The organism is Pseudodesulfovibrio sp. lm2024, assembly GCF_051175575.1.
Classification (GTDB): Bacteria; Desulfobacterota; Desulfovibrionia; order Desulfovibrionales; family Desulfovibrionaceae; genus Pseudodesulfovibrio; species Pseudodesulfovibrio caledoniensis.
Genome location: NZ_CP195092.1, coordinates 2,073,820 through 2,095,610 on the forward strand (window position 1 = coordinate 2,073,820; position 21,791 = coordinate 2,095,610).

Annotated in this window: 26 protein-coding genes; 6 read left to right on the forward strand and 20 right to left on the reverse strand. The window is 60.9% G+C overall.

Going from position 1 to position 21,791, the window contains the following annotated elements; genetic code table 11:
* Positions 1 to 3 precede the first annotated feature (3 nt).
* The 9 genes from ACR42D_RS09690 to ACR42D_RS09730 all read right to left on the reverse strand — a co-directional run bounded on the left by ACR42D_RS09690 (position 4) and on the right by ACR42D_RS09730 (position 8,647).
* A complete protein-coding gene (locus ACR42D_RS09690; RefSeq protein WP_484566605.1) occupies positions 4 to 921 on the reverse strand; it encodes an ABC transporter permease in 918 nt (305 codons plus the stop codon).
* Between the two features lie 3 nt (positions 922 to 924).
* Positions 925 to 1,986, reverse strand: coding sequence for an ABC transporter permease (locus ACR42D_RS09695; protein WP_484566606.1), 1,062 nt, complete (start codon positions 1,984 to 1,986; stop codon positions 925 to 927).
* 10 nt (positions 1,987 to 1,996) lie between these two features.
* Entirely contained in the window at positions 1,997 to 3,145 is a 1,149-nt protein-coding gene (locus ACR42D_RS09700) for a BMP family ABC transporter substrate-binding protein (RefSeq protein ID WP_484566607.1), read from the reverse strand.
* Between the two features lie 128 nt (positions 3,146 to 3,273).
* Positions 3,274 to 3,756: a xanthine phosphoribosyltransferase gene (gene gpt, locus ACR42D_RS09705; protein ID WP_484566608.1), complete on the reverse strand. Its 483-nt coding sequence runs from the start codon at positions 3,754 to 3,756 to the stop codon at positions 3,274 to 3,276.
* A gap of 58 nt (positions 3,757 to 3,814) precedes the next feature.
* Complete coding sequence (locus ACR42D_RS09710; RefSeq protein WP_484566609.1) at positions 3,815 to 5,266, reverse strand: dihydrolipoyl dehydrogenase family protein; 1,452 nt, start codon at positions 5,264 to 5,266, stop codon at positions 3,815 to 3,817.
* Positions 5,259 to 5,954, reverse strand: a complete 696-nt coding sequence (locus tag ACR42D_RS09715) for a TVP38/TMEM64 family protein (protein ID WP_484566610.1) — start codon at positions 5,952 to 5,954, stop codon at positions 5,259 to 5,261. The genes ACR42D_RS09710 and ACR42D_RS09715 overlap by 8 nt, the downstream gene beginning before the upstream one ends.
* A complete protein-coding gene (locus ACR42D_RS09720) occupies positions 5,951 to 6,913 on the reverse strand; it encodes a glucokinase (RefSeq protein ID WP_484566611.1) in 963 nt (320 codons plus the stop codon). The genes ACR42D_RS09715 and ACR42D_RS09720 overlap by 4 nt, the downstream gene beginning before the upstream one ends.
* 107 nt (positions 6,914 to 7,020) lie before the next feature.
* Positions 7,021 to 7,908 (reverse strand): motility protein A, encoded by an 888-nt coding sequence (locus ACR42D_RS09725; RefSeq protein ID WP_484566612.1) that lies wholly within the window; start codon positions 7,906 to 7,908, stop codon positions 7,021 to 7,023.
* 16 nt (positions 7,909 to 7,924) lie between these two features.
* Positions 7,925 to 8,647: an OmpA/MotB family protein gene (locus ACR42D_RS09730; protein WP_484566613.1), complete on the reverse strand. Its 723-nt coding sequence runs from the start codon at positions 8,645 to 8,647 to the stop codon at positions 7,925 to 7,927.
* 206 nt (positions 8,648 to 8,853) lie between these two features.
* Between ACR42D_RS09730 and ACR42D_RS09735 the strand changes: the two genes are divergently transcribed.
* The 5 genes from ACR42D_RS09735 (at position 8,854) to ACR42D_RS09755 (ending at position 12,942) form a co-directional block, all read left to right on the forward strand.
* Positions 8,854 to 9,456, forward strand: a complete 603-nt coding sequence (locus tag ACR42D_RS09735; protein WP_484566614.1) for a Maf family protein — start codon at positions 8,854 to 8,856, stop codon at positions 9,454 to 9,456.
* Positions 9,457 to 10,283: 827 nt separating this feature from the next.
* Entirely contained in the window at positions 10,284 to 11,021 is a 738-nt protein-coding gene (locus ACR42D_RS09740; RefSeq protein WP_484566615.1) for a substrate-binding periplasmic protein, read from the forward strand.
* A gap of 287 nt (positions 11,022 to 11,308) precedes the next feature.
* Positions 11,309 to 11,737 (forward strand): DUF2267 domain-containing protein, encoded by a 429-nt coding sequence (locus ACR42D_RS09745; RefSeq protein ID WP_484566616.1) that lies wholly within the window; start codon positions 11,309 to 11,311, stop codon positions 11,735 to 11,737.
* Between the two features lie 211 nt (positions 11,738 to 11,948).
* A complete protein-coding gene (locus ACR42D_RS09750) occupies positions 11,949 to 12,455 on the forward strand; it encodes a DinB family protein (RefSeq protein ID WP_484566617.1) in 507 nt (168 codons plus the stop codon).
* A gap of 64 nt (positions 12,456 to 12,519) precedes the next feature.
* A complete protein-coding gene (locus ACR42D_RS09755; RefSeq protein ID WP_484566618.1) occupies positions 12,520 to 12,942 on the forward strand; it encodes a GNAT family N-acetyltransferase in 423 nt (140 codons plus the stop codon).
* Between the two features lie 20 nt (positions 12,943 to 12,962).
* On the opposite strand, the gene ACR42D_RS09760 is transcribed toward ACR42D_RS09755, so the two are convergent.
* The 4 genes from ACR42D_RS09760 to ACR42D_RS09775 all read right to left on the reverse strand — a co-directional run bounded on the left by ACR42D_RS09760 (position 12,963) and on the right by ACR42D_RS09775 (position 15,504).
* The gene (locus ACR42D_RS09760) at positions 12,963 to 13,532 is read right to left on the reverse strand and encodes a class I SAM-dependent methyltransferase (RefSeq protein ID WP_484566619.1); all 570 of its coding nucleotides are present in this window, start codon (positions 13,530 to 13,532) and stop codon (positions 12,963 to 12,965) included.
* 71 nt (positions 13,533 to 13,603) lie between these two features.
* The gene (locus tag ACR42D_RS09765; protein ID WP_484566620.1) at positions 13,604 to 14,092 is read right to left on the reverse strand and encodes an N-acetyltransferase family protein; all 489 of its coding nucleotides are present in this window, start codon (positions 14,090 to 14,092) and stop codon (positions 13,604 to 13,606) included.
* A gap of 101 nt (positions 14,093 to 14,193) precedes the next feature.
* Entirely contained in the window at positions 14,194 to 14,814 is a 621-nt protein-coding gene (locus ACR42D_RS09770; RefSeq protein WP_484566621.1) for a CDGSH iron-sulfur domain-containing protein, read from the reverse strand.
* Between the two features lie 171 nt (positions 14,815 to 14,985).
* The gene (locus tag ACR42D_RS09775) at positions 14,986 to 15,504 is read right to left on the reverse strand and encodes a GNAT family N-acetyltransferase (RefSeq protein ID WP_484566622.1); all 519 of its coding nucleotides are present in this window, start codon (positions 15,502 to 15,504) and stop codon (positions 14,986 to 14,988) included.
* 288 nt (positions 15,505 to 15,792) lie between these two features.
* Here ACR42D_RS09775 and ACR42D_RS09780 point away from each other — a divergent pair, with 288 nt between their 5' ends.
* Complete coding sequence (locus ACR42D_RS09780; protein WP_484566623.1) at positions 15,793 to 16,278, forward strand: phosphatidylglycerophosphatase A family protein; 486 nt, start codon at positions 15,793 to 15,795, stop codon at positions 16,276 to 16,278.
* A gap of 104 nt (positions 16,279 to 16,382) precedes the next feature.
* On the opposite strand, the gene ACR42D_RS09785 is transcribed toward ACR42D_RS09780, so the two are convergent.
* The 7 genes from ACR42D_RS09785 to ACR42D_RS09815 form a co-directional block, all read right to left on the reverse strand.
* Positions 16,383 to 17,042 (reverse strand): IS1595 family transposase, encoded by a 660-nt coding sequence (locus tag ACR42D_RS09785; RefSeq protein ID WP_484566624.1) that lies wholly within the window; start codon positions 17,040 to 17,042, stop codon positions 16,383 to 16,385.
* A gap of 196 nt (positions 17,043 to 17,238) precedes the next feature.
* The gene (pal, locus tag ACR42D_RS09790) at positions 17,239 to 17,793 is read right to left on the reverse strand and encodes a peptidoglycan-associated lipoprotein Pal (protein ID WP_484566625.1); all 555 of its coding nucleotides are present in this window, start codon (positions 17,791 to 17,793) and stop codon (positions 17,239 to 17,241) included.
* A 120-nt stretch (positions 17,794 to 17,913) separates the two neighbouring features.
* Complete coding sequence (locus ACR42D_RS09795; RefSeq protein WP_484566626.1) at positions 17,914 to 19,137, reverse strand: protein tolB; 1,224 nt, start codon at positions 19,135 to 19,137, stop codon at positions 17,914 to 17,916.
* Between the two features lie 89 nt (positions 19,138 to 19,226).
* On the reverse strand, positions 19,227 to 19,616 hold the full coding sequence (locus ACR42D_RS09800; protein ID WP_484566627.1) for an energy transducer TonB: 390 nt from the start codon (positions 19,614 to 19,616) through the stop codon (positions 19,227 to 19,229).
* Between the two features lie 5 nt (positions 19,617 to 19,621).
* Positions 19,622 to 20,533 (reverse strand): energy transducer TonB, encoded by a 912-nt coding sequence (locus ACR42D_RS09805; protein ID WP_484566628.1) that lies wholly within the window; start codon positions 20,531 to 20,533, stop codon positions 19,622 to 19,624.
* A gap of 21 nt (positions 20,534 to 20,554) precedes the next feature.
* The gene (gene tolR, locus ACR42D_RS09810; RefSeq protein ID WP_484566629.1) at positions 20,555 to 20,971 is read right to left on the reverse strand and encodes a protein TolR; all 417 of its coding nucleotides are present in this window, start codon (positions 20,969 to 20,971) and stop codon (positions 20,555 to 20,557) included.
* A 9-nt stretch (positions 20,972 to 20,980) separates the two neighbouring features.
* On the reverse strand, positions 20,981 to 21,685 hold the full coding sequence (locus ACR42D_RS09815) for a MotA/TolQ/ExbB proton channel family protein (protein ID WP_484566630.1): 705 nt from the start codon (positions 21,683 to 21,685) through the stop codon (positions 20,981 to 20,983).
* Positions 21,686 to 21,791: the final 106 nt, after the last annotated feature.

A 21,791-nucleotide genomic window follows, 5' to 3' on the forward strand; every position in this document is an offset into this window, starting at 1 on the left:
GCCCTACCCCTCCGGCTCGATGTTGGTGCCCAGTGCGGCGGGCGCGTCGATGCGGCGGCCCCGCCAGGCGGACAAGATCAGGACCAGGATGGTCAGCAGATACGGCAGCATGAGCAGCAGGGAGGACGGCAGGTGCGTGCCTGCGGCCTGAAGCCGCAACTGGAAGGCCATGACCCCGCCGAAAAGGTACGCGCCGACCACGGCCCGGCCCGGACGCCAGAAGGCGAAGATGACCAGGGCCACCGCGATCCAGCCGCGTCCGCCGGACAAGCCGTTGGTCCACAGGTGGGTGTAGGCGAGCGACAGATACGCCCCGCCGAGGCCGACCAGGAACCCGCCCGCGATGACCGCGAAATAGCGCAGCCGGATGGGCTTCAGCCCCGCTGCGGCGGCTGCGGCGGGCATCTCGCCCGTGGCAGCTACGTGCAGGCCGAGGCTGGTCCGTTTGAAGAAGAACCAGAACACGACCGGAATCACGAAGGAGACGTAGACCAGCATGTCGTGCTTGAAGAAAATTTCGCCCAGGACCGGAATCTGCGAGAGCAGCGGAAAATCAAACGGGTCGAAGCCGGGCGCGGCCAGGCCGACGTACGGTACGCCGAGGAAATGGGTCAGCCCGCCGCCCAGGATGGTCAGGGCCAGGCCGGAGACCACCTGGTTGCCCAGGCAGGAGACGCAGACAAAGGCGTGCAGGGAAGCCATGACCATCCCGGCGAAGCCGCCCGCCAGGAAGCCGAGCCACGGCGAGCCGGTCATGAAGCTGACCCAGAAAGCGGCCAGGGCGGACACGGCCATCATACCTTCAACGCCGAGATTGAGCACCCCGCCCTTCTCGGTCATCATCTCGCCCAGGGTGGCGTACAGGATGGGGGTGCCGGACTGCACCGTGGCCGCGAACAGCGGTATGAGGAAATCCCACATGGCCTACTCCTGCCTCGGCTTGCGGACCAGTTTGTAGGTCAGGAAAAACTGCCCGGCCAGCACGGTGAGCAGGATGATGCCCTCCATGATCGTCCCGAAGGCCGCCGGGATCTGCAATTTGAGCTGCATGTTCTCCACCCCGACCCGTAGCGCGGCCAGGAGGAAGGAAGCGAAGGCGATGTTCAGCGGCTCCAGCCGGGCCAGCCAGGCGACCACGATGGCGGTGTAGCCGTAGCCGACCATGAGGGAGGGCTGCAGCCGGTTGAGCACGGCCGAGGTCTCCACGCATCCGGCCCAGCCGGCGAACCCGCCGGAAAGGCCCATGACCAGCAGGACGAGCATGCCGTAGCGGATCTTGGCGTAGCGGGCCACGCGCGCGCCCTCGCCGCTGGCTTTCAGCTCGAAGCCGATCCGGGTGAAACGCATGAAGCCCCACAACCCGATGCCCACGACCACGCAGAAGACTATGCCCCAGTGCACGCGGCTGCCCGCGATGCCCGGGATGATCGCCCCTTGCGTGAACTCGGGGGTCATGGGGAAGCCGAAGCTCGCCGGATCCTTCCATACGCCGAAGACCAGATAGTCCAGGAGCAGGATGGCGATGTAGTTGAGCATCAATGTCGAAATGATCTCGTTGACCCGCAGCTTCAGCCGGAGCACGGCCGGGATCAGCGCCCAGATGCCGCCCAGGATGAAGGCCATGATGAACATGAGCGGCAGGAGCGCGTACCGGGGCAGGTCGGGAAAGGCCAGGGCCATCCAGGTGGCTCCGATGGCCCCCAGGGCGAACTGCCCTTCGGCTCCGATGTTCCATATCTGCATGCGGAAGGCCACGGCCACGCCCAGCGAGCAGAGGAACAGCGGGATGGCCTTGAGGAGCACGTCCTCGATGGACCAGACATTGCCGAAACTTCCCTGCCACAGCACGGTCATGCCGTACAGGGCGTCCTTGCCCTGGCCCTTGAGCAACAGGGCGCTGAGCACAAGGGAAAAGAGCAGGGCGCCCAGGAAAACAACCAGGGCGCCCCACTTCCAGGGTTCATCTCTTTTTCTGATCTTCAGCACGGTACCCGATCTAGTTGGTGGTGCCGACCACGCCTTCCACGAACCAGTCCATGCCGAGCAGCGCGCCGTCATCCGGGGTGGTGCCCTCGGCGATGACCACTTCACCGGCCTGGTTCTTCAGCGGACCGGTGAACACGGTGTCGTTGCCTGCCATGAGCTCGGCCTTCTTGGCGTTGACCATGGACTTGACATCGTCCGGGACCATGGAGCCCATGGGCGCGATGTCGACCACGCCGTCCTGCATGGACCACCACATGGACTGGTCGCCCTTCCAGGTGCCGTTGCGGACTTCCTCGATGGTCTTCACGTACATGGGGCCCCAGTTCCAGATGGCGGAGGTCAGGTTGGCCTTGGGCGCGAAGGAGGCCATGTCGGAATTGTAACCGATGGCGTAGGCCCCTGCTTCCTGGGCCGCCTCCTGGGCCGCCGGGGAGTCCTGATGCTGGGTGATGACGTCGCAACCGGCGTCCAGCAGGGACTTGGCGGCGTCCTTTTCCAGCGCCGGGTCATACCAGGTCTTGGTCCAGACCACGTGAACCTTGACATCCGGGTTCGCCTGGCGGGCGCCGATGGTGAAGGCGTTGATGCCGCGAATGACCTCGGGGATGGGGAAGGCGGCCACGTAGCCGAGCTTGTTGCTCTTGGTCATGGAACCGGCGATCAGGCCGGTCAGATAACGGGCCTGGTAGATGCGGCCGAAGTAGTTGCTGACGTTGGCGCCCTTCTTGAAACCGGAGCAGTGCATGAACTTGGTGTCCGGAAATTCCTTGGCAACCTTCATGACCGGGTCCATGTAGCCGAAGCTGGTGGCGAAAATGACGTCCATTCCCTCGCGGGCCATGTTCCGCAGCACGCGTTCGGAGTCCGCGCCTTCGGGCACCGACTCGGCGAACTTGGTGGTCACGTCGGGCAGCGCGGCCACGGCCTGGCGGCCGAGATCGTGAGCGTAGGAGTAACCGGCGTCGCCCACCGGGGAGACGTAGATGAAACCGGCCTTGAGGACCTTGGGCTCTTCGGCGGGCGCGGTGGCCTGGGCCTCTTCAGTCTTGGCGGGCTCCTCGGCCTTTTTCTCTTCCTGCGGGGCTTCACCGCAGGCGAAAAGGGACAGCGCCAGCAGCAGGGCCGCGGGCAAACCAATCAGTTTCAGCAGTTTCTTCATGAGGACCTCTCCGTTAGCGGTTAAATATCAAAAACGCATATCTCAGCTACCAGTATCGGGCAAGACCCAATTTCGCTGAGGCGGCGCTAGCGACCTGCAATATAACGTTATTTATTTTGCCCGAAAACCTATTCCGAGACCTGGACGATAGGTTCCACGAACTGGGTGCCGGCGTCCCAGGGAAAGAGTATCCAGGTGTCCTGGCTGACCTCGGTTATGAAGGTGTCCACCGTGGGGCGTCCGGCGGGCTTGGCGTAGACCGTGGCGAAGTGAGCCTTGGGGACCATGTCGCGAGCGATCTTTGCGGTTTTGCCCGTGTCCACGAGGTCGTCGATGAGCAGCCAGCCCTCGCCTTCGCAGTCCACGCCCTTGAGGATGCTGGCCTCGCCCTGGTCCTTCCAGTTGTACGAGGACAGGCAGATGGTGTCGATGAGGTGGATGTCCAGCTCCCGGGCGATGATGGCCGCGGGGACCAGCCCGCCCCGGGTGATGGCCAGGATGCCCTTCCACGGGCCCCTTTCCACCAGCCGCCAGGACAATGCGCGGCAGTCGCGGTGCAATTGTTCCCAGGAAACCGGAAACATCTTCTGGTATCGGCTCTTGTCTACCATGGGGGAATTCTCCTTGCGCGATGTCGGAACGTCGGGCTTCGTACCCGTGTCCGGACAATTAATCAAGGGTGCAGGCCCTGCCTTTGTAATCAAAGAGGAAAGAGAGCGCCTTGCGGACCCTTGGCGAGAACAGTTTGGCGGACAGGACGCGCCCCGCCACGCGCTTGTTGATTTCGGCCAGGGTGGGATACGGCATGACCGTGGAGGCCAGGGCGGACAGCTTCACCCCGCCGCCCAGGGCGGTGGTCCACTGCCCGGCCAACTCGCCCGCATGGAGTCCGACGACCTGCGCGCCCAGCGGCTTCTCCCTGTGGTCGAGGATGAGCTTGACCTTGCCGTCGATCCGCCCTTCGGCCCGGGCTCGGTCGTTGTCCGCAAAGGGCTCCTCCCAGACCCTGTACTCCACGCCCGCGGCCGCTGCGCGCTTCTCGTTCATGCCCACGCTGGCCAACTCCGGGTCGGTGTAGGTGCACCAGGGAAGCTTTGAATAGTCCGCCTTGCGCGGCAGCCGAAAGACCGCGTTGGACAGGACGATGGAGCCCTCGTATCCGGCGGCATGGGTGAACAGGTAGCGCCCGAGCACGTCGCCGCAGGCGAAAATGTGTTTTTGCGTGGTGCGCAGGCGCGCGTCCACCTTGACCCCGCGCCCGGCCAACTCCACTCCGCAGTTCTCCAGCCCGAGGCCCTCCACGCGCGGCATGCGCCCGGCGGCCACGAGCAGCTTTTCGGCCCGGACCGTATGCGGCCTGCCGTTGCGGGTGAAGACGATTTCCACCTCGCCGTTGACCCGGCGCACCCCGGAGGTGGCCGCGCACAGCTCCACGGTCACGCCCTCGGCCTCGAGCGCGCCCCGAACCACCTCGGCCATGTCCTCGTCTTCCAACGGCAGCAGCTGGCAGTTGCGCTGTACGATGGTCACCCTGGTCCCGAGACGGGCGAAGGCCTGGGCCATCTCACAGCCGATGGGGCCGCCGCCGATGACGGCCAGGGAACCGGGCAGCCTGTCCAGGCTGAAGAGGTCCTCGTTGGTCAGGTAGTCCACGTCCTCAAGCCCGTCGATGGGCGGCGCGGCCGGGCTGGAGCCCGTGGCCAGGACCCAGAACCGGGCGGACAGCCGCTCGCCCGAACAGTCGACCACATGCTCGTCCTCGAAACGCGCCTCGCCGAAAAGGACCTTGACGCCCAGCCCGCAGAACCGCTCCTCGGAATCGTGCTTCTGGATGGCCGCAATGACTTCCTGGATGCGGCGGTTGACCGACCCCATGTCCACGGGCGGCAAATCCACCTCGGGCAGGCCGTAGCGCGCCGCGCGGCGCATGTCGTGATAGACCGCCGCCGTGCGGATAAGGGTCTTGCTCGGTACGCAGCCGGTATGCAGGCAGTCACCACCGAGCGAGGGCCTGCGCTCGATGAGCACGGTCTTCACGCCGAGTTGGGCGGCCCCGGAGGCCACGGTCAGCCCGGCCGCCCCACCGCCGATCACGCCGATGTCATAGTCGTATTCAGCCATTGTTCCTCCGCTTCCGGTACCAGCCGAGCGCCTTCTTCACCGCCAGCGGGAAAAGCCCCAACGCGGCGAAGGACAGGATCAGGCTCGGGGAAAGCAGCCCGGACAGGGAATCGAGCCGCCCGAGCTCCTTGCCCGCGTTGACGTAGACCACCGTGGCCGGCAGCATGCCCACCTGGGAGACCCAGGCGTAGGAAAGCAGGCGCATGGGCGTAAGCCCCATGAGCGCGTTGACCACGAAAAAGGGAAAGATCGGGATGAGCCGCAGGGTGAAGAGGTAGAAGATCCCCTCCTCCTCCACGCCCCGGTCGATGCGCGAAAGCTTGTCGCCGAACCTGCGCCGGACCGAATCCCGCAGCACGTAGCGCGACACCAGAAAGGCCAGGCACGCCCCCAGGGTGCTGGCCAGCGAGACCACGACCACGCCGACCCACAAGCCGAACAGCGCCCCGCCCGCCAGGGTGACCACGGTCGCGGCGGGCAGCCCCAAGGCGGCCACGGTCACATATATGAGGAAATACGCGCCGAGTACCAGGAAGGTGTGGACCTCGTAGAGGTTCCGGAATTGTTCGCGCGACTGCTTGAGGTAGTCCAGGGAGAAGAAACGGCCGAGATCGAACAGGAAATAGGCGGCCACGAGCCCGGCCAGACAGGCCGCGACAAGTATCTTTCTGGCCGCCCCCCGGCTCATGCGCCCTCGCTGTGACCGGCCAGCATCTGCGCGCCGAAAAAGGCCGCGCCGAACAGTCCGCTCGCCTCGTTGGCGTTGAGTTTGACCGGAACGGTATGCAGGAAATCCTGGTACACGTGCGAGTTGTGGAACTCCTCCATGAACTCGGGAATCCGCACCAGCATGGGATTCTTGGCCGCCACCCCGCCCGCTATGAACAGGCCGCCGGTGGTCATCAGCCCGATGGCCCAGTTGCGGCACGCTCTGGCGTAGAACCGGGCATACCACCGGGCGGTCTCGCTGTCCGGGCTCAGCTTGGCGGAAATCTCCTTGGGGGTGAGGTTCTCGCCGGTCAGGAAGCGGTGCACCAGTTGCAACCCCAGCCCGGTAACCACGGAGTCGCCCTCCGGCCAGTTGCGTCCGCTCTCCATACGGTTGAACTCCGAGTATTCGGCCTCCTTGAGCCCGACAAAGGGAAAGGCCATGTGCCCACCCTCGGACGGCAGGGCCGTCCACGTGCCGCCGGTCTTGAGCAGCGCGGAATAGCCCAGCCCGGTTCCGGCCCCGATGACGCCGATGGTCTCGCTCTCAACCGACTCTCCGGCCTGGATGACCAGGGCGTCGTCCACGGCCGAGGTGCGGCAGGCATAGGCCTGGGCCGAAAAATCGTTGATCAGGCGCACGGCGGGCGTGCCGAAGTCCACCTCGCGCAGGTCGATGCCCCACGGCGCGTTGGGCAGATGCGGACAGGTGACACCGTGGTACACGGCCCCGGCCGGGGCCAGGACGGCGGCGCTGAACGAGCCCGGCCGCACCGGGAAATCGCTGTCCCAAAGCTGCTCGACGAGCTCGGGAAACGTCCGCGCTCCGTGGGTTTCCAGCCAAATGGAATCCAGCATTTCGAGGCCCTTGCCCCGCGCCTCGAACAAAGCGAACCGACTGTTGGTGCCGCCGATGTCGGCGGCCAGAATCTTGGCCATGCGCCCTTCTCCTCCGTGGAACGCACCCTATCACAAACGGCCGAAAAAAAAAGGAGCCCGAAGGCCCCTTTCCCAGCTGAATCGACCGCTTCAGCGGCCCGTTTCTATCAGGCCGCCTCGCTGGCCTTTTCCATGCCGTCCTGGCCGGACGTTCCGGCCGATTCCGCCATGTCGGCAAGTTCCACGGGCTGGTGCTTGCGCTGCACGTACTTGCGGGTGATGCGGCGCAGGGTCTCGGTCTTGCCCTCGCGCTCGGCGGGCGACAGGAACGAGGCCAGCTTGCGCTCGAGCTTGTAGGAGTTCTGCTCCTTGCTGATGGCCACGATGCCCTCCATGACCAGTTTCTGATTGAGCAGCTCGGCCCTGGTGGAATAATTGATGTTCTCCGCAATGGGCGAGAACACCAGGTGGGACAGGATCAGACCGTACAGGGTGGAAATGAAGGCCACCGGGATATTCTTGAGGATCACGGCGGTGTCGTTGATGCCCATGAGCAGGCCGATGAGCCCGATGACCGAACCGGCCACGCCAAAGGCCGGGGCCGTGCGGGCCAGGGTCTGGAAAAAACGCTCGCTCTGCTGGCGGCGCAGATTGAAGAAGGCCATCTCCGCATTCAGGCACTCGCGGATCTCGTCCTCCTTGTAGTTGTCCACCAGCAGGCAAAGGCCGCTCTTCAGGAACGAGCTGGTCGCCTTGTTGGCCGAACGTTCCAGGGAGAGCACGCCGTCCACCTTGGACTTGACCGACAGGTCGAGCAGGGTGTTGACGATCTCCTCGGCCGTGGTCCGGCCGTTGGCGTAGACGTTCCTGGCCACGGCAAAGGCGTTTTTGACGTGCCCCACCGGGTAGCTGATGAGCATGGCCGCTGTCAGGCCGGAAATGACGACCAGAAAGGCCGCCAGATTGAAATACGCCCCGGCCGCTCCGGTGAGCAGGAAGCTGCCCGCGAAAATGGTCAGGCTCAGGCCGATGCCGATGAAATTTTTTCTACCCATGAATGCCTCCGATCGATCAGCTGTTGTTGGAAATGACGATTTCGACCCGCCGGTTCAGGGTCTGGTTGGCCGCCGAGGTGTCCGGCAGCTCGGGCTGGTACGCTCCCCGGCCGGTAACCACCAGCCGCTTGGGTTCGATGCCGATGCGGTTGATAAGCTGGTCGGCCACCCCCGTCGCGCGTTCGGACGACAGGGTGAAGCTCTGCGCCCCCTGCGCCTCGCTCTGGTCCGCGAATCCGATGACGTGGACCAGCCCCACGCTCAGCCGGACCAGGTCCCCGATCTCGTCGAGGTAGGCGGCGGACTCGGGCTTGAGTTGCCCGGAATTGCCGTCGAAGAACAGGTCGCCGCGCAGGGTCACGCGCACCCTCCCCCGAGCCTCGCGGACCACGGTGATGCCGTTGGTCCGTGAGCGGTACAGGACCTCGTTCTCGGCCATGCGGACCACGTCCTGGGACCCGCCGGTTGCGGTCCGGCTGGCGATCTGCCCGATGAGCCCGATAAGCGGATCGAGCGCGTTGGCCGACTGGGCCTTCTCCGCCGTCTGCCTGCTGAACAATATTTTCACGTCCTGCCGGGTGCTGGCGTAGATGAACAGCACGGCGAAGAGCACGAACATAACCATCATCAGGTCGGACCAGGGCACGGCCCAGTCGTTCGCCCCACGGGCCGGGTCCTCCCCTTCCATCTGGTGGAACGAGGTGAATCCCGAGTCTATTTTCGTATCCGTCTTCTGCATTGTCGCTCCCGCGTTCTCGCACGCACGGTCTGTAATTCCCGCGCGCACGGTATGAAGCAAAAAACCTGCCACGAAGACAATCGCCCGGAATAACCGGAGAAGTTACAACGAGCGTCGGTTCGTGAACGCTCCTTTCGGAGAGGAACCCGCTCCGCCGTCAAGAGTCCGTCGTTGACGCGGGCCGGGATATGGGGAACATTCCGGGCATGCAAAAAGGCCCCTTCCACAACCGCTCCCCCCTTGTCCTGGCCTCGGGTTCACCCCGCAGGCGCGAACTTCTGTCCGACCTCGGGCTGACCTTCGACGTGCGCCCGAGCCCGCTCGAGGAGCCCCTGCCCGAACCGGGGGAGCCGCCCGCCCACTACGTCCTGCGCATGGCCGAGCTCAAGACACTGGATGTAGCCGCCCACTTCCGGGGCGCGACGATCCTCGGCGCGGACACCGCCGTGGTCCTGGGTGACCGGATCATGGGCAAGCCGCAGTCCAAGCTCGACGCCCTGGAGATGCTGACCACCCTGTCCGGCGCGACCCACCAGGTGGTCAGCGGATTCTGCGTGGTCCTGCCCGACGGCCAGACCGTGTCCGAGGCCGTGAGCACGGACGTGGACATGCGGCAGTCCTCCGAAGCCGAACTGATGAGCTACATCGAGACCGGCGAGCCCATGGACAAGGCCGGGGCCTACGCCATCCAGGGCGTGGGCACCTTCCTGGTCACGGCCATACGCGGTTCCTACACCAACGTGGTCGGCCTGCCCATGGCCCGCGTACTGGAAGTCTTGTTATCTTGGGGAATTGTCGTTCCAAGGTAAGGCTGAAAAGTCGTAGCCGAGCGATATTATCCAACCTATTCCCACCGGGGAAGGTGGAAACCCCACACAAACGCTGGAACATCACCATGTTTTCCCTATCTGGGATAAACCAGTCCAACGAGGTGTGCGTCCATTGGACCAAGGCTTTGAAGTGGATTCCGGACCGTCGTCGCGCTTGATACGTGTCGGCTGCGTGCGATTCAGGGTGGTCTTTACAAGAACGCCCCCTGTTCCCGCGTAATTCTCCATCCGCCTGACCTGGCTTTCTTACCACGCCGCCTCGTCGAACTCCGTCAGGAGTTCGGACCTACGGCAACCAAAAGGCATCGCCCATAAAGCCATGGACCACGCTTAGTTTGGTCGGACCGCCCTTCTTGTCGCTTCCCCCCCTTTCGACAGCGCGGAACGGAATTTGGCGTTCACCATAGCGCACCCAGTTTGCACCGATTTTTTAAACTCTCATGCGGAGTTAAGCCTGATTGACAGTCTTTGGCCCGTATATAACCCGGCCGGAAGATGCACGAGATACCGCCTGAACATCGCGCGGAGGATTTAGACTCTGGTTCAGTGGGGCGGAGCCAAGGGGAGGGGGCAGAAAATCATGTCGAGTTTATTGCTCCAAGTAATTTACTATGTTAAAAATGATTTAAAGCGAAAAAAAGCTAACATGCTTCTGAAACGCTTCTTACCATCAAAAGACAATAAGCATTAACAACCGAACCTGCTCAAGTCTAATACCAGGAAACGAAAAAGCGGGTTATCGGTTCCACCTCGCTACGATGAAACTTAATCGAAAGGGTGAAAAAAGAATGAGCTGTCAATGGAAGATGAAATCGTTCAAGATTTTACTAATCATCCTATTACTTGGTTTTACGACAACCGCGACAGCTCATAAACTGACTATCTTTGTCGACAACTGGCCTCCATATAATTTCAGTAAAGATGGCAAGATCGTTGGAATCAGTACCGAATTGATAGAGCTTGCATTGCAGAATGCCGACATTCAATACGAGCTGGTAATATATCCTTTCAAAAGAGCTTTTCTTACTGTGCAGAAAACACCTGACACTATGCTCTATACCGTAGCGAAAATTCCGCAACGCGAAGATTTGTTTGCATGGATTGGCCCCCTACATCCAAGAAAAGTATATCTTTATAAGCTGAGACATCGAACCGACATACAAATTAACAATGTAGAAGATATTAAGAAGTATCGTACCGGAGTCCTTTCGGGGGGGTCCGTTGAACAGTTCTTTATCTCCCATGGCTTTGCGACCGAGAGCTATGATTTGGTCAGCAAATCTATACAATTATTGAAAATGTTGATTGCGGAACGAATCGACCTTATCCCAGGAGACCCCTTGGATCTGGCATATCAATTGAAGGAATTGGGATATGACTCTTCAATGATTGAAACCTCATTTTTTCTCGCTGACGAGGGTGGTTACTACATGATAGCAAACAAGAATACTTCAAAGGCAACTCTCGCGAAGATACAGAAATCATTGGAAGCGCTCATGGCTACGGGCATCAGAGATGAAATTATAAATAAATATGTGAAGTAAGGTAAACCTCAACATGGGAAGTGCCGTTTCCTGCCGAGAACACAGCTTCCGCCAGCCTTGCGAACCCCACCACCTGCACAACACTAATATAAATTACTACGGATAGTTATAGAGCAATGCAGCCCTCGCCCTGGCGGCAAAAATCCAAAGCCGGTAACGGGGATTCTCCGATTGTCCCCCGTCTTCCGGCCTGACGATTCAGCCGCCTCTGTCGCGAGTGGCCCTTGGAGAGGAACCAACAGGGCATAGACCCGTTAACCGCAACGTTTATAAGCGGAAAAATTCAAATGCCGTATCCCCAAGAGTATCAAATCGCGACAATGGTCTTTACCGATTTTCTGGGTGAGGTGAAGACGAATGCGTCTTTCCAGACAAGGCATATGGCCTACACGGCGGCGCAAGGTGTATTCAACGTTTTCAGGAGAAGACTGAGCCTTGGGGATGCGATCCGCTTCTCCAATCTCCTGCCAGCGGGAATCAGGGCTCTTTTCGTGGCCGACTGGGATCCGGATGAAGAGCGGAAAGAGTTTCAAGAGCGGGAGAAAATGCTTGCGGAGGTCAGCCGGTTGCGTCCCGAACATAATTTTTCCTTCCTGACTGAAGACGCGATACGGGATGTCGCCCGAGCTCTCCGCAACCATGTTGATTGCGAAAAGCTCGATACCATGTTGCATACATTTCCAAGAGGCGCGGTTGCGTTCTGGGAAGCCGATTGATCTTTTCCGGCGACTTCCCCGATGAGTCGGACCAAGGATTCAGGAATATTGATAGCGCAACTCGAGATTATTGATCGCTTCTCGCGGCCAAAAGGGTTGCAGTTCCGGTCTGTTCGGATATCATCCTACCGGGCACGCACTGATGCCGGAGCCGCGAGCGCCGTGGCCCCAAATGTTCCACATAATGACTCAAAGGAATACGGAAGCCGCCATGAACGATACCTCGGAACAGACCGTCAAAACCATTCTCCAAGCCCTCGAAGGGTCGATGACCATCTTCCCGAATTTGCTCCGGTCCATCCCGGCCGAGTCCCTGGACAGCAAACGCAGGGAGGGATTCTGGTCCCTACGCGAACACGCCGCCCACCTGGCCGAGGTCCAGCCCATGGCGTTGGAACGGATGCGGCGCATCCTGACCGAGGACGTGCCCGAGTTCGTGCCGTTCATCCCGGATCAGGAGGAGAAGGCCGATAAGCCGCCCCTGCCTCCGGTGGAAGAGATCATCACCAGATTCAAGGCCGGGCGTAAGCAACAGCTCGATATGCTGAAGAACGTCTCCCCCGAGGACTGGCAACGGACCGCCGTCCATCCCGAATACGAGCAGTACGGCCTGTTCATCTTCGCCCGCCACGTCCTCATGCACGACCATTGGCACATGTACCGGATGGAGGAACTGTGGCTGACCAGGGACGAATACCTGTCCCGGCTTGAAGGATAATAAGACCACGAACAATGCCGCCAGCCGCTCTTTGCCGGGCATGACGGATAACCAAGGAAGATAAATGGATTTACGTTTTGAAAGCACCTGTGCGGGCGTGGACTGGCAGGTCGTCGCCGATATCCTGAAAGAGGTCGGCATGGCTCACCACGCGCCCGAGGTGCACGCCAAGGCATTTAACGCGAGCCACACCACGGTGTTCGTCTATGACGGCGACAGGCTGATCGGCTTCGGCCGGGCCCTATCGGACGGCGCGTATCAGGCGGCGGTCTACGACTGCGCGGTACTCCCGGAATATCAGGGCCACAGGCTCGGGACCAGGATCATGGACGCCGTGCTGGAGGGCGTGGGCGACTGCAACGTCATCCTGTACGCCGCACCCGGCAAGGAAGGCTTCTACGAAAAGCAGGGTTTCAGCCGGATGAAGACCGGCATGGCGCGGTTCGCCAACCCAATGATCATGCGCGAGAAGGGCTTCATCGATTAGCCGCCCTTCCCGGCCGCGCACTACTTCTTGATATAGCGCGCGAGGTAGGTGAATTCGCCCAGATCGACCAGCGCGTCGCGGACGAATCCGTGGGGCGCGGTCAGCCGATCGGCGTCCTCCGGGCCGATGCGCTTGTCCGGGTCCGACGGGCCCGGCCCCTGGGCGAACTTCTTGAACTCGATGAGCGCGAAGACGCCGCCGGGCACCAGCACCCGGCAGACCTCCTCCATGAGCCCGGGCCGGGTCGCCTCGGGCAGGTCGTGCAGCACGGTCGCCATGAACGCCGAGTCCACCGAGCCGGTGGGCAGATTAAGTGGCTTGGAGAGGTCGGCCACCTTGGGCTCGACATTGCCCAGCCCTTCCTCGCGCGCGCTCTCGGCCAGGGCGGCGATGCCGTCCTCCCACAGGTCCAGGGCATAGACAAGGGAGCCCGCGCCCAGCCTACGGGCCAGGGCCAGGGTGTAGTTCCCAGCGCCGCAGCCGAGATCGAGGTACGTGGCCCTCGATCCGACCATGATGTTGTCGAAGGCGAGATCCTGATCGATGTGGTCGATGCTGCTCTTTCCGGCAGCCTTGGGCTTCACGTCCATGGGTGCTCCCTCTCAAGCGGTCGATTTCGGCCCAGGATACGCTTTGAGGCGGACGGCGTCAAAAGACCGGCTTACGGATTGACGTGTTTGCCCAGGATGGACAGGCTGTAGCGATTGCCGTCCATCTCGGCGATGTCCGGCAGCTCGCCCCAGGTCTCGAAACCGAAGGAACGAAACAGCCGCATGGACCCTTCATTGTGGGAAAAGATATAGGCCACCACGGACCGGATGCCCAACTCCGGGGTCATGGCCAGGGACTCCTTGAGCAGCCGCTTACCCAGCCCCTGCCGCCGGTATTCCGGCCCGATGTAGATGCTGATCTCGGCGGTACGGTCATAGGCCGGACGTCCGTAAAAGGACTCGAAACTGACCCAGGCCGCCACCTCGCCGTCGATGCGCTCGACCATGATGGGCCGCTTGCCGGGCACGTGATTATTGAACCAGGCCCGCTTGGATTCCACGCTGACCGGCTCGATATCGGCCGTTGCCAGGCGCGTTGGCACCGTGGAGTTGTATATGTCGACGATTTTCGGAAGGTCTTTGTCGGTGGCGGGCTGCATGCACATACTCCTTGGTTTCCCGGCCGTGGCCGGTGGTGATCGGCGAGAAAGATAATAGCCATTCACCCGACACGCAAGGATTGATGAGCCCCCTCCCGATATCAGCCTTGAAACCCGTTCTCCTCGTGCGAGCCGTCGCACAGCGGCTTCTTTTTCGACCCCCCGCAGCGGCACAGGACATAGTGATCGGCCATGGGCAGCAGTTTGTCCGAAAGCTGGTCGTCGATCAGATCCACGCCGCCCCGGGTGTGGACCGGTCCGTTCCTCTCGATGACGATCTCCGGCTTGTCGAAGAAATTCGTATAATGCACACCCTCGATCATGTAGGTCAACGCGCCTGACGGGCACTTGCGGATGGTGGCGACGATTTCCTCCACAGACGCGCCGTCCGGCTCGTAGATGGGCGCTTCATGGGTTCCGAACACGGTTTCGAGCTCTCCGCAAAATCCGGCTCCCATGCACATGTAACGGTCGTAGACGATGGTGATTTCCTCGCCCTCGTAGTATTCCAACGGCCCCTTGGCCGAGTCCTCGCGCGTGCCCGCGAAACCGACTTTAGCGTGGGAGCCGTCGCACATGGGCTTGGCCCCGGACTCGCCGCAACGGCACAGAGAATAGACCCGGGGGACCTCCACCGCCCCGCCTTGCGCATCGGTCAGCGGCATATCCACGGACATTAGCGGGCTGTATTGGCTCAGGACGATCTGGCTTCGCTTCTTCATGGGGCCTCCGTGGGTTTACGGCATCATTGCCAGCCCATTCCTACCACATGGAATGCGGTTTGCGCACGTCCCGATGCGAAAAACGTGTGGATGTCGCCCCGCCGTCACCCGCTGCCCGCAAAAAAGGAGCGGACCTCCCGGCCCGCTCCTTGATTCAAACTCCGTTCGCGATCACTCCCCGGCGGTCACGAGGAAAGCCGGATCGGAACAAATAGCCCCTTGGGGCTCCCGTCCGTCAAAGGAGACGGCCAGGACATACTCCTGCGGCACGCCTTCCATTATGAGCCCCGGCCGCCCGCGGAAGCCGAACCGCCCGTAAAAGGCCGGGTCCCCGACCAGGACCACGCCGTACACGCTCCGATTCCGCATGATGTCCAGGGCTTCCCGAACCAGGGCGGACCCGACTCCCCGCCCCTGCCGGTCGGGCGAAACGCCCACCGGGCCGAGCATGTACCAGCCCGTCCCGTCCCGGCCCACGGAGGCCGGGGACAGGGCCACATGGCCCGCCACTTCACCACGGTATCCGGCCACCAGCGACAGACTCAAACGGCCCGATCCGCGCAGAGCGTCGACGATCAGGTGTTCGGTGGGTTCGGCTCCGGGAGCGTGCTGGGGATGGTTGCGGAAGGCCGCGTATTCGACCTCGCGGATGGCGGCGATGTCGCCAACTGTTTCCAAGCGTATATGCATCTTCATTTCCTGTTGTTGTAGTCCATGAGATAAGACCCGCGCCCCGTGCGGACGCGTCCCTCAATCGATTCCGCCCGGCCGGAATCGGCCCCGTGGGCGGGGATGGAGCTAACGAACAAGATCCGAAAGCGATAGCTTCAAACAGTCTCCTGCGGTGGTTGGGCGGCCGCCGGAATGGTGCCGCCGGGACATCGGACCGATACCCCCACCTCATGCGCCCGTCAAGACCATTGCCTGCGGCCGCTTTTCCGATTATCAAGGCCCTAAACCGCAGCCCGGAGTCCTTTCATGTCCGCATCCAATCCACTCGACAAGCTGGCCCTCGCCGTGGCCACCCTTGGTCCTGTCGGCCATTTCCCCAAGGCCCCCGGCACCTGGGGCTCCCTGGCCGCCACTGTGGCCGCGCCCTCACTCTTTCTGACCCTTTCCCTGCCCTGGCGCGCCGCTGTGCTCATCGGCGTCTTCCTCGTCGGCACCTGGGCCTGCGGCCGGGCCGAGACCATCATGGGCAAAAAAGACCCCGGCTGCGTTGTCGTGGACGAACTCTTCGGCCAGTGGCTCGCCCTGTTCTTCTTCCAGGCCATGCCCCTCTGGTACCTGGCCGCCGCCTTCGCCCTGTTCCGCGTCTTCGACATCCTCAAGCCCTGGCCCGTCCGATGGGCCGAAACAGCCTTCCCCGGCGGCTTCGGCGTCATGATCGACGACGGCGTGGCCGGACTCTACGCCATGGGCTGCCTGCATCTGCTCGCCTATCTTGTTTCCATGATCGGGTAGGGGGAATGCCTCCGGCGGCCGGGGCTCTGCCCCGGACCCCGCCAGAGAACCTTTTAGAAAAGGTTCTCTGGACTCTCCAAAACTTTTGGGGCTGACATAGATAACTATGCCGCGTTGTGCCTTTTTATCCATTTTTTCAGGATAGATAACTGCTCTTTTGGGGAGCCGTAATTAAACCTGAATTCGCACTCTTTCAAATACAGCCAAAAATACTTGCGAGGAATACCGTTGTACTTCCTCAGATGGCGCTTACTTTGGTTCCAGAAGTTCTCAATGCCGTTGATATGGTTATGCCCATCAACATAGCGTTTGAGATGATTAATACGATAGTGTTTAAATTCAGACACATCGAGCACCTTGTAGGATGACAAACCATCCGTATACACCACGCTGTCAGGCTGAACCTGCAAGTCGATTATCCCTTTCAAGGTCTTGGTTTTAGTGTCGGGGATTATTTCAGCGTACACCATCCCATTGCGCTTAAGAATGCCAAATACTGGGACTTTACCAGCAGCCCCCCGCCCTCGAATGCCACGGCGATAGCCGCCAAAATAACTCTCATCAACTTCTACCTCTCCGGCAAACATCTCAACGGAAGGCATCTGCTCTGCGATAATCTTCCGTAATCTCTGATAAAAAATGATCGCGGTGTTGCGGTTTACACCTACCAGTTCACTGGCTGTGCGGGCTGGGGTGCCAGCAACGAAATGCTCAATCAGACGACCGGATATATGAGCCGACAAACGCGATCTTTTTAGTCTCATAGTCCCCCCTAATACGACGAGAGATCTATGTCAGCCTCAAACTTTTTATCGCTCGCTTCGCTCGAAGCCGTGCGAACGCATTGCCTGATCCCAATCCGCAGTCATCACCGTCCCCCCTTCCCCCGGCCGCCGGAGGCAAAAAAAAACGCCGCCCACATGGGCGGCGTTTTTTTACGTTGGCAATATTTTCGCCGGTCTATTTAACCACGAATTCGTCGCGGCGGTTCTTGGCCCAGGCAGTTTCGTTGTGGCCGGGATCCACGGGGTATTCTTCACCGAAGCTGACGATCTTCATGCGTTCGGGCTCCACGCCGAGGATGACCAGGTGTTCGTAGGCGGCGCGGGCACGGCGCTCGCCCAGGGCGAGGTTGTATTCCTCGGTGCCGCGTTCGTCGCAGTGGCCTTCAATGACCACGTTGACGCCATCGAACTTGCGCAGGATGGTGGCTTTCTGGGCCAGGATGGAGCGGGCCTCGTCACTGAGTTCGTAGGAATTGAAGGCGAAGTGGATGGTTACGCTGGTCAGTTCCTGGACAGCCTCGGCCTTGGCGCGGGCCTGAGCCTCGACGGCCAGGTTGCCTTCATCGATATCCGCCCCCTGCTGCTTGGGCGGAGTCCACTGGGTGTCGTCCTTCACTTCGACCTGACCTTGGGTCGGCTCAGTGGTTGTGGATTTCTTTGCGCAACCGGCAAAGAGAAGAAGGGACAAGGCCATAAGGGCCACAATACCGACATACCATTTGATTTTCATGCTCACTCCTTGATAGAGCCGTCGCTCGGCTTCATTTACAGTAACCCGAGAGCGCTCGGTTTTCGCACATTTTACGGTGTACCTTTTCCCAGACAAAAATCAACCCAGAATATATTACAATCACCACTGCAGAGAGGTGTCCCAGGCGGGCGCGAAAGCGGCTCCCTTACCAGTGGATATCTTGCGCGGCGCGTCTCCGTGCCGGGTGGACAGATACAGTTGATACTGACCGGTCCGGCTGGAGGCGAAGGCCACGAAATAACCGTCCGGGCCAAACGCCGGATACTCGTCGTTGCCAGGGCCGAAGGTCAGCTGCTTTTCCCGCCCGGTCTCGAGATCGTGCAGGAAGATGCGGTGTCCATCGGAAGTCTGATGGGTGTAGGCCACGTACCGGCCGTCCGGGCTCAGGCACGGATGGGTGTTGTACTTGCCGGTGGTGGTCACGCGCCGGACCTGGCCTGACTTCATGTCCAGCAGGTAGATATGCGGATTGCCCGCCCTGCCCGAGGTGAAGACCATCTTGGACCCGGTGCGGTCGAAGCTCGGCGAGACGTCGATGTACGGGCTGGCGGCCAGTCGCTTGCCGACCTTCAGGGACTTGCCCAACTCGTAGATATTGGTCGTCCCGTTCAGATTCAGCGAGGCGTAGAGCACGTCGTTCGGGCCGTAGACCGGGCTGATGACCGTGTCGCCCAGCCCTTTGGCGATGCGGCGGATCTTCTGCGTCTTGTTGTCGTAGATGCACAGCTCATGGCGTTCGTTGCCGATATGGGTGAAGGCCAGCTGGTCGCCGTTGGCGGACCAGGCCGGGCTGAGGTTGAACCCGCCCAGATCGGTGATCTGCGTAAGCCCCCTGCCCTGCGGCAGGACGGTGAAGATCTCCTTGGTCTTGCCCATTTGCTTGACGAAGGCGATGGGCGAATCGAAGAACCCCTTCTTGCCGGTCAGGGCCTCCAGAAAGGCGGAACAGAACCGGTCGGCCACCATGGGCAGTTTGTCGTCCACATCGCGGTACGCCTTGCCCACGACCCGGCGACCGCTGAAGGTCTCGTACACGCGGGCCTCAAGATACTGGCCGTTCCAGCCGGTGGTCAGGCACAGGTCCACGCGGGCCAGCTGGAAGGGCTTGAAATCAATGTCCTGGGAGGTCACCCCGCGGCTCGGGTCGCCGCCGAGCAGCGAGCTCGCCGGGACCAGCTTGAGGAACGGGATGTAGGCCAGGTCGTTGGACACCAGCTCCGCGAACGCCTTGGCTGCGGCCTGAGGCACGGGCTGCCCGTCGAGCCCCTTGGGCGGGAGCAGGGTTAAATTGACCATCCGCTGGCCCGGGCCGTGGATGTCCACGGTTCTTGTTCCTTGGGCCGACGCGAACACGGCCATGAAACAAATGAGAACAAATGAGGCAAAAAATGTAGTTATCTGTTTCATACTATCTACTCTGATGTTTCCTGGCTGTTGAATATAATACGTAAACGCCGGTAGCGCTCATTTATCGGCTTCGCGACAAACTCGGTTTTCCGGATGGCGTGAAGGACGGAATAGTCGAAGAGAGAATTATCAGAAGAGTTCAAGAGCTTCGAGGAAAGAATCTTGCCATCTTCCGCAATGGTAATCTCGACGGTAGCCTTTATATTGGGATCTTCTGGGAATACTGGATACTGCCAATGCCTTCTGATGGCGTTCGCAACGACAAGGGCATAGAACGCTGAAATATCCCTGTCGGAAGAATGGGTGTCCTCCGCAATGGGGGCCTGGGCAAACGACGGCACAGCCATAAGGCAACTGAAGAGAATTAATGAAGAAACAGTCGTTATCCACTTCATGCCGTTTACTCAAATAGTTCCTGACTGTTAAAATTGATTCTGAATCGCCGATCTCGTTCGGTAGGCGGTTTCGTCACGTATTCGGTTTTCTTGATCGCTTGAAGAGTCGAAGTGTCGAAAATGGGATTATGTGAGGATTCCACAATTTCCGAAGATAAGATCTTGCCATCTTCCGCAATAGTTATCTCAACGACCGTCAACAGGTTATCATCCCTTGTCACGGCATAATTCCAATTTTTCTTAATGGCCAAACTGACTTGCAGATCATAAACTTCAGTCAAACCGGACCCTATGCCTCCCACCGTGCCGCCTTCCCGGCCGCCGGGCTGCCCGCCGTGAGCATAGACGTCGCTACCCTCCTGCTTCTTCAGGGCGGCCAGTTCGCTGGCCAGAGCGCTCTGCTTGGCCGCTTCCTCGCGCTTGGCCTGGGCCTTGGCTGCGGCCATCCCCTCAGCCAGCAACTGCTGGGCCGTCTTCTCGGGCTTGGGTTTCGGCTTGGGCGTGGGCTTCGGTTTGGGTTCCGGTTTGGGTTCAGGCTTCGGCTTAGGCTTGGGCTCTTCCTTCTTCTTGACCACGGTCTTTTTCTCGACCTTCTTGGGGCTGATGTCCTTGACCTCGGGCTCAGGCTCCGGTTTGGGCTCAGGCTTGGCTTCCACCACAGGCACGGGCTTGGCTTCGGCCTGTTCCGGCTGGGCCTCCACCACAGGTACGTCCGGGGCCTTGGCCGGGGTCTCGGCCTTGGCCTGCACCTTGACGGGCGGGCCGGACGGAGGCGGCGCCAGGGAGATCAGGTCCACGTTGTACACGGGCCGGTCCGTGTTCACACGCGTGGCCGTATAGTTCACGCCGTAAAGCGCGAAGACCAATATGCCCGCGTGAAACAAAAGGGAAAAGAGAAAACCGAGGCCCTGCCGCATGTCTATATCAACTCTGGAGATTTACTTGTTTTTGTCTTGCTTGGGCTGTTCGGCCACAATGCCGAGCCTGTCGACGCCCGCAGCCTTGATCTCGCCCATGACCTGGACCACGGTGCCGTAGGGAACCTCTTTGTCCGCGCGCAGGAAAAGCTGCTTTTTCTGCTTGGTCACCAGCCGCTGGATGTATGTCTGCAGCTCGTCCAGGGCCACCTGGTACTCGTCCAGGAAGATCGCACCGTCCTTGCGCACGGTCAGGACCAGGTGCTCGGAGTCCTGGGGCAGGTTGCGGACCGTGCGCGTGGTCGGCAGGTCCACCTCCACCCCCTGGGTCATGAGCGGGGCCGTGACCATGAAGATGATCAGCAACACCAGCATCACGTCCACGAAGGGCGTGACGTTGATCTCGTTGAGGAAGCCGCCGCCGGTCTTGATCGCCATGGCCCGCTCCTAGGCCCGCTCAGGCTTATCGGCCCAGGCGATCTCGCGCTCGGCGCGGTTCAGGAAGGCCCCGGCGAAGTCGACCATGCCGGACTCGACCTCGTTCAGTTTACCCAGGAAATAGTTGTAGAAAATGGTCGCCGGGATAGCCACAAGCAGCCCGATGGCCGTGGCGATGAGCGCCTCCGAGATGCCGGGCGCCACCGTGGCCAGGGCCGCGGACTGGGCCAGACCGATGGAGTGGAACGAGTGCATGATGCCCCAGACCGTGCCGAACAGGCCGATGAACGGGGCCGCGTTGGCGCAGGTGGCCAGAAACGGCAGGTTGCGGGTCAGGCCGCGCATCTCCTTGGAGATGCCCTGTTTGAGCACGCGCCGCAGGGTGTCCTTGACCAGCAGCCGTTTGCGCTCGCGGTTGACGTCGGCCTTTTCCAGCAGCCGGAATTCCTTCACGGCCAGGGACGAGACCCGGGCCAGGGGCGAGTCGTCCTTGTCGCCCAACCCCTTGATTCCCTTGGATAGATCCCCTGCAGCCACAAAAGCGTCGTAGCCCTGGATGACCTTTTTGCGGGCCGTGCCGATGGAAAAGAACTTGAAGAAGATGATGGTCCAGCTCCACAGGGACATGCACCCCAGGAAGATCATGACCAGCTTGACCGCCAGGGTCGCCCCGGCCAGCAGGGACAGGATGGAGTTGTCGGGCAGAAAGTTCATGGTTGCACCTTTTCGGGTCTATGGGCCGTCGGGCCCGCTTCATGCGAAGAAAGCCGGGCCTCGAGCTCGCCTCGGCTTTCCTGTATTCCTTTACGTGCCTACGCTT

Coding starts and splice junctions, on each gene's coding strand:
- ACR42D_RS09780 (WP_484566623.1), top strand. CDS start 15,793: ATGTCCGCATCCAATCCACTCGACAAGCTGGCCCTCGCCGTGGCCACC.
- ACR42D_RS09690 (WP_484566605.1), bottom strand. CDS start 921: ATGTGGGATTTCCTCATACCGCTGTTCGCGGCCACGGTGCAGTCCGGC.
- ACR42D_RS09745 (WP_484566616.1), top strand. CDS start 11,309: ATGCCGTATCCCCAAGAGTATCAAATCGCGACAATGGTCTTTACCGAT.
- tolR (WP_484566629.1), bottom strand. CDS start 20,971: ATGGCGATCAAGACCGGCGGCGGCTTCCTCAACGAGATCAACGTCACG.
- ACR42D_RS09710 (WP_484566609.1), bottom strand. CDS start 5,266: ATGGCTGAATACGACTATGACATCGGCGTGATCGGCGGTGGGGCGGCC.
- ACR42D_RS09725 (WP_484566612.1), bottom strand. CDS start 7,908: ATGGGTAGAAAAAATTTCATCGGCATCGGCCTGAGCCTGACCATTTTC.
- ACR42D_RS09715 (WP_484566610.1), bottom strand. CDS start 5,954: ATGAGCCGGGGGGCGGCCAGAAAGATACTTGTCGCGGCCTGTCTGGCC.
- ACR42D_RS09720 (WP_484566611.1), bottom strand. CDS start 6,913: ATGGCCAAGATTCTGGCCGCCGACATCGGCGGCACCAACAGTCGGTTC.
- ACR42D_RS09815 (WP_484566630.1), bottom strand. CDS start 21,685: ATGAACTTTCTGCCCGACAACTCCATCCTGTCCCTGCTGGCCGGGGCG.
- pal (WP_484566625.1), bottom strand. CDS start 17,793: ATGAAAATCAAATGGTATGTCGGTATTGTGGCCCTTATGGCCTTGTCC.
- ACR42D_RS09750 (WP_484566617.1), top strand. CDS start 11,949: ATGAACGATACCTCGGAACAGACCGTCAAAACCATTCTCCAAGCCCTC.
- ACR42D_RS09755 (WP_484566618.1), top strand. CDS start 12,520: ATGGATTTACGTTTTGAAAGCACCTGTGCGGGCGTGGACTGGCAGGTC.
- ACR42D_RS09735 (WP_484566614.1), top strand. CDS start 8,854: ATGCAAAAAGGCCCCTTCCACAACCGCTCCCCCCTTGTCCTGGCCTCG.
- ACR42D_RS09760 (WP_484566619.1), bottom strand. CDS start 13,532: ATGGACGTGAAGCCCAAGGCTGCCGGAAAGAGCAGCATCGACCACATC.
- ACR42D_RS09800 (WP_484566627.1), bottom strand. CDS start 19,616: ATGAAGTGGATAACGACTGTTTCTTCATTAATTCTCTTCAGTTGCCTT.
- ACR42D_RS09785 (WP_484566624.1), bottom strand. CDS start 17,042: ATGAGACTAAAAAGATCGCGTTTGTCGGCTCATATATCCGGTCGTCTG.
- ACR42D_RS09775 (WP_484566622.1), bottom strand. CDS start 15,504: ATGCATATACGCTTGGAAACAGTTGGCGACATCGCCGCCATCCGCGAG.
- ACR42D_RS09700 (WP_484566607.1), bottom strand. CDS start 3,145: ATGAAGAAACTGCTGAAACTGATTGGTTTGCCCGCGGCCCTGCTGCTG.
- ACR42D_RS09740 (WP_484566615.1), top strand. CDS start 10,284: ATGAAATCGTTCAAGATTTTACTAATCATCCTATTACTTGGTTTTACG.
- ACR42D_RS09770 (WP_484566621.1), bottom strand. CDS start 14,814: ATGAAGAAGCGAAGCCAGATCGTCCTGAGCCAATACAGCCCGCTAATG.
- ACR42D_RS09730 (WP_484566613.1), bottom strand. CDS start 8,647: ATGCAGAAGACGGATACGAAAATAGACTCGGGATTCACCTCGTTCCAC.
- ACR42D_RS09765 (WP_484566620.1), bottom strand. CDS start 14,092: ATGCAGCCCGCCACCGACAAAGACCTTCCGAAAATCGTCGACATATAC.
- ACR42D_RS09805 (WP_484566628.1), bottom strand. CDS start 20,533: ATGCGGCAGGGCCTCGGTTTTCTCTTTTCCCTTTTGTTTCACGCGGGC.
- gpt (WP_484566608.1), bottom strand. CDS start 3,756: ATGGTAGACAAGAGCCGATACCAGAAGATGTTTCCGGTTTCCTGGGAA.